8 protein-coding genes are annotated in these 9939 nt (G+C 49.5%); 7 read left to right on the forward strand and 1 reads right to left on the reverse strand.

All coding sequences use genetic code 11. The features are described from left to right. The coding region (locus ACLUYS_RS07715) for a glutamine synthetase III (RefSeq protein ID WP_412659537.1) at positions 1-938 on the reverse strand (938 nt) is incomplete at its 3' end. A 647-nt stretch (positions 939-1585) separates the two neighbouring features. On the opposite strand from ACLUYS_RS07715, the gene ACLUYS_RS07720 reads away from it, so the two are divergent. The 7 genes from ACLUYS_RS07720 to ybaK all read left to right on the forward strand — a co-directional run bounded on the left by ACLUYS_RS07720 (position 1586) and on the right by ybaK (position 9786). Continuing rightward, complete coding sequence (locus ACLUYS_RS07720; protein WP_412659538.1) at positions 1586-3487, forward strand: beta-glucoside-specific PTS transporter subunit IIABC; 1902 nt, start codon at positions 1586-1588, stop codon at positions 3485-3487. Between the two features lie 165 nt (positions 3488-3652). After that, positions 3653-5065, forward strand: a complete 1413-nt coding sequence (locus tag ACLUYS_RS07725) for a glycoside hydrolase family 1 protein (RefSeq protein ID WP_412659539.1) — start codon at positions 3653-3655, stop codon at positions 5063-5065. A gap of 305 nt (positions 5066-5370) precedes the next feature. Beyond that, complete coding sequence (locus ACLUYS_RS07730; protein ID WP_412659540.1) at positions 5371-6249, forward strand: MurR/RpiR family transcriptional regulator; 879 nt, start codon at positions 5371-5373, stop codon at positions 6247-6249. Between the two features lie 764 nt (positions 6250-7013). Then, positions 7014-7247, forward strand: a complete 234-nt coding sequence (locus ACLUYS_RS07735; RefSeq protein ID WP_230267011.1) for a hypothetical protein — start codon at positions 7014-7016, stop codon at positions 7245-7247. Positions 7248-7579: 332 nt separating this feature from the next. Further along, positions 7580-8737, forward strand: a complete 1158-nt coding sequence (locus ACLUYS_RS07740) for a glutamine synthetase family protein (RefSeq protein WP_230267012.1) — start codon at positions 7580-7582, stop codon at positions 8735-8737. A gap of 4 nt (positions 8738-8741) precedes the next feature. Next, the gene (locus tag ACLUYS_RS07745) at positions 8742-9347 is read left to right on the forward strand and encodes an ANTAR domain-containing protein (protein WP_230267013.1); all 606 of its coding nucleotides are present in this window, start codon (positions 8742-8744) and stop codon (positions 9345-9347) included. Further along, on the forward strand, positions 9310-9786 hold the full coding sequence (ybaK, locus tag ACLUYS_RS07750; protein WP_412659541.1) for a Cys-tRNA(Pro) deacylase: 477 nt from the start codon (positions 9310-9312) through the stop codon (positions 9784-9786). Before ACLUYS_RS07745 ends, ybaK begins: the two co-directional genes overlap by 38 nt. Positions 9787-9939: the final 153 nt, after the last annotated feature.

Consider the following 9939-nt stretch of genomic DNA (forward strand, 5'->3'; position numbering starts at 1 on the left):
TCAAAAGGCTTTTCGTGAAGCAGAGCAACCAGGTTATGTTTTTTGGCGATACGCTGGATCAGTTCCATAGTCAGCTGGTTCTGATCGGTCGCCAGGTTGGTGGTCGAGAAAATCGGTGCGATTTCAAACTGAGCGGGCGCCACTTCGTTATGCTGGGTTTTTGCCATGACGCCAAGTTTCCACAGCTCGACATTCAGTTCGTCCATGAACGATTTTACGCGGGACTGAATCGTTCCAAAGTAATGATCTTCCATTTCCTGCCCTTTTGGAGCCGGTGCGCCAAAGAGGGTACGTCCTGTAAAGATCAGATCCTTGCGCTGGTTGTACAGATCGCGGTCGACGAGAAAATATTCCTGTTCGGGACCGACGGTCGTTTTGACGGAGGCGACATCATCGATTCCAAACAGGCGAAGAATGCGCCTGGTCTGCTTTCCGATCGCTTCCATTGATCGCAGCAGAGGCGTTTTCTTATCCAGAGCGTGTCCGGTATAGGAACAGAAAGCGGTAGGAATGCAAAGAACGCCTTCCTTAATAAATGCATTGCTGGTGGGGTCCCATGCGGTATAGCCGCGGGCTTCAAACGTGGCACGCAGACCGCCGTTTGGAAAAGAGGAAGCATCCGGTTCGCCTTTAATGAGCTCGGAGCCTTTAAAGCCCATAATGACGGTTCCGTCTCCGTCCGGCGTAATAAAGGAATCGTGCTTTTCAGCGGTAATGCCGGTCATCGGCTGGAACCAGTGCGTGAAATGGGTCGCGCCTTCTTCAATGGCCCAGACTTTCATGGCATGGGCGACGGCGTTGGCGATTTTACGGTTCAGCGGAAGGCCCTGGTCGATCGTTTTTTTCAGTTCTCGATACGTATCTTTTGGCAGACGCTCTCGCATCTTCTGGTCGTCAAAGACCTTTTCACCAAAGATTTCTGCGACGTTCGTATTCATAATCCATCTCCTTATAGTAGAAAAAAGGCAAAGACACTCCAGCTGCAACTCGCCACTTAATCGGAGTGAACGTGGGTTGAAGCTTATTGGCGTCTTTGCCTTTTCGCTGGTGTAAGAATACAAGATCAAAAAGCGCATGGTCAAGAACGGAAACGGAAAAAGCGTTCCGGACACAGGATCTGCAATGTAAACGATTACAATTGAACGTTTTCACAATTTTCTGAAAACGAAAGCCTGCTTTCAAGAGTTCTCGTTCCATCGCCTGAAAACGGGAAACGTCAGGAACGGGATGGCGGCAGCAAAAGGACAAAAGGCATTTTTCTGCCGTCCGATCCAGAGCAATGCAGATCAACGCAAATCCACAAAGGCCGGCTCAGACCGTTTTTCGGCTGTCTGGCGGATTACACGACAGGAGACAGTTCAGCGAATTTATGCGGCTTCCAGCCATTCTGGCCGGTTTTGGCCCGTTCGTTTCAGCGGATTTCATCCCAATGGAAAGAAACCTCCGTGACTGTGAAACGGCATTTCCATCGGTCTGAAAGCGGTATCGAAAAGAATTTAGGGATGGTATCTTTCAAGTGCAACAGGGAAAAAGAGAAAACCAGGGCCCGGTCATCTCGATTCATTTTGAAAACAGGGAGAAAGATATGTCGAAAAAGTACGAGCAGCTTGCCGCAGACATTATTGAAAAGGTTGGCGGCCAGAAAAATATCCAGTCCGCATATCACTGCCAGACCCGTATTCGCTTTAGTCTGGCGGATGAACAGCTTGCGGATGATGAAGCCATTAAAAACATGGACGGCGTAGCCGGGGTCATTCGAAATGCCGGCGTGTATCAGGTCGTTATCGGGACACATGTCGCGGACGTTTTTGAAGAGGTAGAAAAGCTTGCGGATCTGTCTTCAGCTTCCGGGAAGGACGAAGGAAAAAAAGAAGAGAAGAAGGGGGCGATGAATACGGTCATCGACTTCGTCTCCTCCGTATTCCAGCCCATTATTCCCGCTTTATCCGGTGCCGGTATGATCAAAGCCGTTCTGGCTCTGCTCACCGTGTTCCATTTCATTACAAACGATTCGCAGACGTACATTCTGCTTAACATGTTCGCCGATTCCGCGTTTTATTTCCTGCCGGTTCTGGTGGCGTTTACGGAAGCTCAGAAACTGAAGTGCAATCCGATTCTGGCGTGCGTAACCGCGCTCATTCTCATGCATCCGACCTGGACCGGACTGGTCTCTGCCGGAGAGCCGGTCAGTCTGTTTGAAGTCATTCCGTTCCAGCTGGTCAATTACGCGAACAGCGTCGTTCCCATCATTCTGATCATTCTTGTTCAGAAGTATGTTGAAAAATGGCTGAATCGGATCATGCCAAAATCGGTCAATCTGATCTTCGTTCCGATGCTCACGATGATCATCATGGGCACGTTGGCGCTCTCTATCATTGGACCGCTTGGAAACATTGTTGGTTCCTGGCTTGGCGTGATCTTCAACTACCTTGCGGGAAATGCAGCCTGGGCACCCGCCGTTCACGTTGGCGGTCTGCTTCCTGTCATGGTCATGTTTGGTATTCACAATGGCATCGCACCGCTCGGTATCATGCAGATGGGTACGCTTGGCTACGATTCCATTTTCGGTCCCGGCTGCGTCTGCTCCAATATGGCGCAGGCGTCCGCCGGTGCAGTCGTTGCCTTCCGTGAAAAAAAACGCAAGGAAAAACAGATTGCCACAGCCGGTACGATTACTGCCTACATGGGCATTACCGAACCGCTCTTATACGGCGTAAACCTTCCAAAGAAATATCCTCTCTACGCCAGCATGATCGGCGGTGCGCTTGGAGGACTGTATGCCGGCCTTACCCATACCCACCGCTTCGCAACCGGATCGAGCGGTCTGCCCGCCGTCCTGCTGTATATCGGCGACAATACCATGATGTTCTTTTACAACATTCTGATCGCAATTGTTATCGCATGCGTTTCCTCAGCCATCCTGACCTGGATTCTGGCCATCCGCTTTGAAAAGAAAAACGCAAAAGCTTCTTCCGAAAAAGAAGACCGCAAAGAAACGTCTGCTTCCAAAACGAGTTCAAAAGAAATTGAAATGGCTCCCAAAGCCGCAAAACCATCCAAAGCCATCGTTGAAGCCTGCACGCCAGGAACGATCGCACCGTTAAGTACAGCAAAAGACGAAGCGTTCTCTGAAGGCCTTCTTGGGAAAGGCGCAGTGATTGAGCCAGATAAGGGAATTGTTGAAGCTCCGTTTGACGGAATAATCTCGGTATTTTTCCCCACCGCCCATGCCATCGGTCTTATGAGCGACGACGGGATTGAAGTTCTGATTCATGTCGGCATTAACACCGTGGAACTGAACGGCGAACATTTTACCGCTCTCGCAAAACAGGGTGAGCGCGTCCAAAAGGGACAGACCCTTCTGAAATTTGATAAAGACGCGATCGCAAAAGCCGGCTATCCAACCCAGACGATGGTTATCGTCACAAATACCCCCGAATTTGAAGACGTAGAAGTTGTAGAAAACCTTGCGTTTACGAATAGATAACGGGCTGCAAGGTGCTTCATCCTGTCAGAAATCGACGGAATGAATTCAAAATCAAAAGACTCTTGATTCCGTTGGGAAGAAAATCAGAATTCAATTTGTCTTCCCAATGGAATTCTCTATACGTGCAAATCGGTTTAACCCGATCGATCCAGAAAGGAAATCCATATGTTCTATCATGAAAAAACTGCGTTCCCCGAAGATTTTCTCTGGGGCGCTTCCACCTCCGCCTATCAGGTAGAAGGCGCTGCAGCCGAAGACGGAAAAGGTCTGTCGGTACAGGATCTTCACCATCCGGCAGAAACGTCCGATTTCTCCGTAGCCAGCGATCATTACCATCGCTTCCTGGAGGACGTGGCGCTGATGAAGGAGATGGGGCTGAAAGCCTATCGCTTCTCCTTTTCCTGGAGCCGGATTTTCCCCGAAGGAAAAGGGAAGATCAACCAGGAAGGTCTGAATTTTTACCACAAACTCGTCGACGCACTCTGCGCTGCCGGCATTCGCCCGATCGCCACACTGTATCATTTCGATCTACCTCTGGCGCTTGACGAAAACGGCGGCTGGTCCAATCGGGAGACGATCGATGCCTTCGAAGCGTATGCGGCCCTGCTGTTTCAGGAATTCCAGAATCAGATTAAGGACTGGCTGACGATCAACGAGCAGAATGTCATGATTTTGCATCCAAGCGCGATGAATCCCCGCGGTGTACCGAGTCAGAAAGAGCTTTACCAGCAAAACCATCACATGTTTCTGGCTTCAGCAAGAGCCATTCAGAGACTGCGAACGATCGATCCGGAAGCCCACATCGGAGCTGCCCCGAATATCATTGCCGTCTATCCCAAGACGTGTGCCCCTGAAGATTCCATTGCGGCGGATAACTGGGAAACGCTGCGCAACTGGCTGTACATCGATATGTATGCACACGGACGGTACAATTCGCTGGCCTGGGAGTATCTCAAAGACCATGGCTGGCAGCCGGAAATTCAGGAAGGGGATATGGAGCTTCTTCGCGAAGCCAGACCGGATTTCATGGGCGTGAACTACTACGCGACCGCTACCGTCAGCGCACCAAAAAATGACGGACATGACCGCCAGCCGCGAAACGGCGATCAGCAGGTGATGGTCGGGGAAGAAGGCGTTTACCGTGCAGAAGAAAACGAATGCCTTCCATCGACCGAATTTGGCTGGAAAATTGATCCCGTCGGTCTTCGTACGACGCTGCGCCGCCTCTATGCCCATGCCCACATGCCGCTGCTGATTACGGAAAACGGTATGGGTGCCCGAGACCTTCTGGAAGATGACGGCCATGTTCACGACAGCTATCGAATCGACTATTATGCAAAGCATCTAAAACAGGCTGCTCTGGCCATTCAGGATGGCGTTGAGCTGATGGGCTATTGCCCCTGGTCGTTTATGGATCTGGTCAGCACCCACCAGGGCTATCAGAAACGTTACGGTTTCGTCTATATCAATCGGGATGAAAAAGATCTCAAGGATATGAAGCGAATTCCAAAGGACAGCTTTTACTGGTACCGGGATGTCATTCAGACCAACGGAGAAAGCCTGATCCAGTCCAAGTGACTGTAAACCAGCAGATATCTGAATCAGAAAAACGAAAGATCAAAGGCAAAGGTTATAAGATTAATCGAAAAGAGCGGGAAGAGCCATTTCTCTGGAATATGTCTTCCTGCTCTTTTTTCAACAACGGAATCTGGAGATAGAAAACTGGAGAATAGAAAAAGGGAAAAGCAGCTTTCCACTAGAATCGGATGATCTTTTTGCACGAGCAGGAGAAAGGAACCAAATGGACCGTAAGAGGTTTTATTCAATTTTCTGACTTGTTAAGATGAAAATACATCCCCTGCAGAGGCAGGCGGGAGGACAGCATGAAACTCATCCAGCAAATTGAAGAAGCTGCTCTGAAGTATTCTAATACGAGGCGATGCATTGCATCGGTCATTCTTGAACATCGAACCGATTTTCATGAGCTTTCTCTGGAAAACATAGCCGAGTTTGCCTTTGTCTCCAAACCGACCGTAGTCCGCTTTGCGCAGAGCTTTGGCTATGCGGGCTGGCGCGATTTTCGAGACGACGTGGTCGCCGAGCTGTACACGGCCCAGGTCCATCCTGAACGGGTCGATGTCAACTATCCGTTTCAGGCGGATTCGGATTTGAACTCCATCACGGATGCGCTGGCCAGAACGATGATTCAGACCATCGAAGATACCCGGGAAACGCTGGATCTGAACATGGTCAGCCGGATTGTCTCCTTAATGGAGCGGGCAAGACGGATTGCGGTTTTCAGTATCTCACCCCATACGTACAGTGCGTATCTTTTTGCCAGAAAAATGATGACGATGCAGAAACCCGTGCAAGTATGTACCCCCAGGGAAATGGGCATTACCGCCAGAACGCTGTCCAGTCTGGATATGGCCATTCTCATTTCCTACGCCGGAAACAATTCCGATGCGGAACCGATGACGATCGTTCCGTATCTTAAGGACGCCCGAATTCCCACCGCCGTTCTGACCAGCACGGGAAATAATTATCTTCGCGAAAATTTCACAAACGTTCTGACCATTCCAGATGATGAACATCTCTATACCAAGATTGCAACATTTGCGAGCGAGCAGTCCGTATCCTATCTGCTGAACGTTCTTTATGCCGGCTTCTTTGCCAGACACTATGAAAAGAACGATCGAAACAAGATTCAGACCGCAAGACAGCTTGAAGATATCCGTAGAAACAGTCGACTGCCCGAATAAAGAAAATAGTCTGACTTATGCTGATGAAGCAGTCAGGAAAGCGGGTTCGGCGGCTTGCCTTAAAAAACGATGGCACCTGCCGATGCAGCTCATAATCGAATACTGCCTGAAATAAACCGGAAGTCCTTCTTTCCCGGTGATGAAGGCTTCCGGTTTGGTCTGTATTTGAAAAAGCGATGTTTATCGTTGCAGTTCATTTTGAAGAAGTTCAAGATTTTCCTGCAAATTGCCGGTCATATCGAGCTCTCGAACAGAGGAAACAGGGGCTGACAACATTTTTTGATGATTCATCTCGATCAGACAGCTTTGCGGATAACCACACGGCATCTGGGCGGTGAGCGGTCTTAAAAAGCAGTTTCCAGATCCATAGGAGAATGGATGGAGGACAGATCTTCTTCTGGTATGTATTCATGATTTGCTCGATGGGTAAAGCGGCCTTCGAGATAAAAGATTCCATTTTCAGGATATCCTGCCTGCGCAAAGCGGTCTTCCACGTTTGTGGTCAGGATATAGTCTGGCCGATTCTGTGTAATTTGTCGAAGCGTAGGCAGAATCGGAGAGACTGGCTTCTCGTAGTGAATGCCTTTGAGCAGCCGGGTATAAAACGCATTAAACTCGCTGGACTTGGGAAAGGATAGTTCAAGCCCTGCAAAGGAGTCTGAAAGCCGTATTTCTGAATAAAGTCGGCAAAATTTTCACTGAACCAGCCAGAAGGACGGAGGATCGCAAGGTTTTCACTCATGGAAAAGCCGTTGGCTGCATAGATGACAAGACCGTACGCCTGCCGGATCCAGTCGGCCGCTTTCTGCCAGTCGCTCACTGCGGAAAAAGAAGTCATTCTTTCTGTTCCTTTCTGTCTGGCTCTGCAGGACAGCTTTGACGAATTTCAGCAGCAGTTTGAAAAGGAAATGAAGAAAATTACGCTGGAAAAGATTATCCAGAATTACCAGAAGCGGCTGGAACATTCCGAAGGCGCTGCAAAGAGCCCACAGATTTAGCCGTCCAGGTAAAGTTCCGGTTCGACTGGATGGTCCGTTTGGAAAAGAATTTGGCCATCTTTTTTTATTTGCTTCCAAATTCGCACAGGGGAATAATGCAGGAAATCGATTTCAAGTTCAGAATTAAACCGCCCTCTGGATGGTGAGTTTTTGAACTGTACAGAAAGCTTTGATAATCTCTGCGCCGACTGTCTATACTTGAAAGAGCGTATAAAAAAACAAATCCGCCTGTTGAAATCGGCTCCTGCTTCGAGCGCCAAAAAGCGGATTTTCGATACAAAATGAGAATTTGAATCGTTCAGCCGGTTCATACCGAACAGGAAGGAATCTTTATGTTCAGTCAGAATGATGTCTTGCAGTATGTGGAAGAGGAAGGCGTAAAATTCATCCGCCTGGCCTACTACGATTTATTTGGGGTACAGAGAAATGTCTCGATCATGCCTGTACAGCTGAAAAAGGCGTTTGAGAAGGGAATTACGATCGACGGATTGCAGGTTTTTGGAAACAGCACAAACGGGGAAGATCTGGTCATTAAGCCGGACGCCTCGACGATGATTCTTCTGCCCTGGCGTTCCATGGAAAACGGCGTGATTCATATGGTCTGCGATCTGTATCATATTGACGGCCGCAAATATAAACCGGATCCGCGCACCCTGCTGAAAAATGCCCTCGATCAGGCGCATGCTCTCGATCTGGATCTGCTCATGGCCTCCAAATTTGAGTTTTATCTTTTTGAACGCGACGAAAAGGGAAAGCGAACGAAGATTCCTTTTGATGAGGGAAGCTATATGGATGTGGCGCCCTTAGATGGCGGGGAAAATATCCGCCGTGAGATCTGTCTGCTGCTTGAAGAAATGGGGCTGGATCCGCATAAATCGTTCCATCAGCTCGGTCCGGGACAAAATGAGATCGACTTTCATTTTTCAGAACCGCTCGATGCTGCCGATGAAGCGTCTCTGTTTAAGTGGATTGTCCGTACGACTGCCAATTCCAATGGTCTCTATGCCGATTTTTCGCCAAACCCGCTCCAAAATCAGCCGGGAAGTGCGATGCACGTGCAGATCCGTTTTCTCGGGGACAGTCTGTATAAACAGGGCGCCTTTATCGCCGGACTGCTGCGCTATTTGCCGGACGTTCAGCTTTTTCTCTGCCCTTCTGCCGAATCGTATACGCGCCTGGCGTATGCGACGGCACCTAAGCGCTTTAATTTTTCGGATCGAATTCGCAACGTCATGGTCCGCATTCCGCCGCTATCGCATGACGTGCTGGAAGTCCGCCTTCCCGATGCGCAGGCCAATCCGTATCTGACCTTTGCTCTTGTGCTGTTTGCGGGTATGGAAGGCCTGCGGCAAAATCTCAAAATTGAAGACGTTCCCATCCAGAAAGTCGCCGCAAGCCGCCTGGAAGCGCAGATTCTGGCGGATCAGTCCGCATTTGTTGAGCACTATATCGATCCGGCCGTAATTCAGGCGTATAAAACCAGAGGGTAATGCTGTGTCCGTGAGAACTCTGCTCATCCTCGATGAGCTGCCGCAGCTCAGTGAAGACCTGTTGCGAAACTGCGGCTGGAATGCCGTTTTGCGCATGGACAGCAGCAGCGCCAGACGCTATCTGGCTTCCTCATCGGTCGATCTGATCGCAGTGAAAGTGGAAAGACGCCAGTCTGCGATTTCTTCTCTTGTTCTGGAACTTTGCGCGCTGCATCAGATTTCCGGTCTGATCCTCTGCTCACCCGAGCTGGTCGATACGCTGTCCTATCAGATGCGAAGCGTCCCGATTCTGGTTCTGCCCGTAAATACGGCGCGGACCATTCTGGTTCAGGTTCTTGCGTATTTGCGCAAGTCCATTGATGAGGCAAGACGTCTTTCCCAGTCGCTGATGCGGGAGAAAAAGAAGGCACAGGATGAAAAATTCATCAGTCAGGTCAAAATCGAACTGGCTTTGAAGTGCCGCTGGTCGGAAGAGAAAGCCCACCAGTACATTTTGAAAACGGCGATGGATCATTCGATGACCAAAGTGGCCGCCGCAAGGCAGATCCTTGCCAGATTGGAGCGAATTTCCAGTGAAAGTAAAAAAGACAAACGCGATACGTCAGCTTGATACGCATAAAATTGACTATGTTCCGCATGATTTAAAGCTTTCCGAAGCTGCGGATGCACAGACGGTAGCCCATCTGCTAAATACAACCGAAGAGCAGGTGTTCAAAACGCTCGTTACCGTCGGACACGATAAAGAACATTACGTGTTCATGCTGCCGGCAAACGCCCATCTTTCCCTGAAAAAAGCCGCCAGAGCGGTGGGAACCAAGAAGATTGAAATGATCGCGCAAAAGGAACTGTTTCCGCTGACCGGCTATGTACATGGCGGCTGTTCGCCGCTTGGCATGAAAAAGAAGTTTGCAACGTTTATTGATCAGAGCGCCCTCTCTCACGATCCGATTTTCTTTTCCGGCGGTCAGATCGGCGTGCAGATTGAAATGAATCCGAACGATCTGATCGAAACCTTCCAGGTTAAACCGGCAGATCTTTGCGAAGACTAGCTTTGCCCGCAGGCAGCTGAAAAACAGAAACATACATCCGGCTTCTCCCGAAAGAGAAAGATCCGGATTTTTCTTTGTTTTGGACCGGATTTTTCTTGGGTAAGCGTCAAATAAAAGACGGGTATTTTCTCGACCGCCTCCTTGGGATAATTC

The sequence above is a fragment of the Allobaculum sp. genome, assembly GCF_047010065.1.
Lineage (GTDB): Bacteria > Bacillota_I > Bacilli_A > Erysipelotrichales > Erysipelotrichaceae > Allobaculum > Allobaculum fili.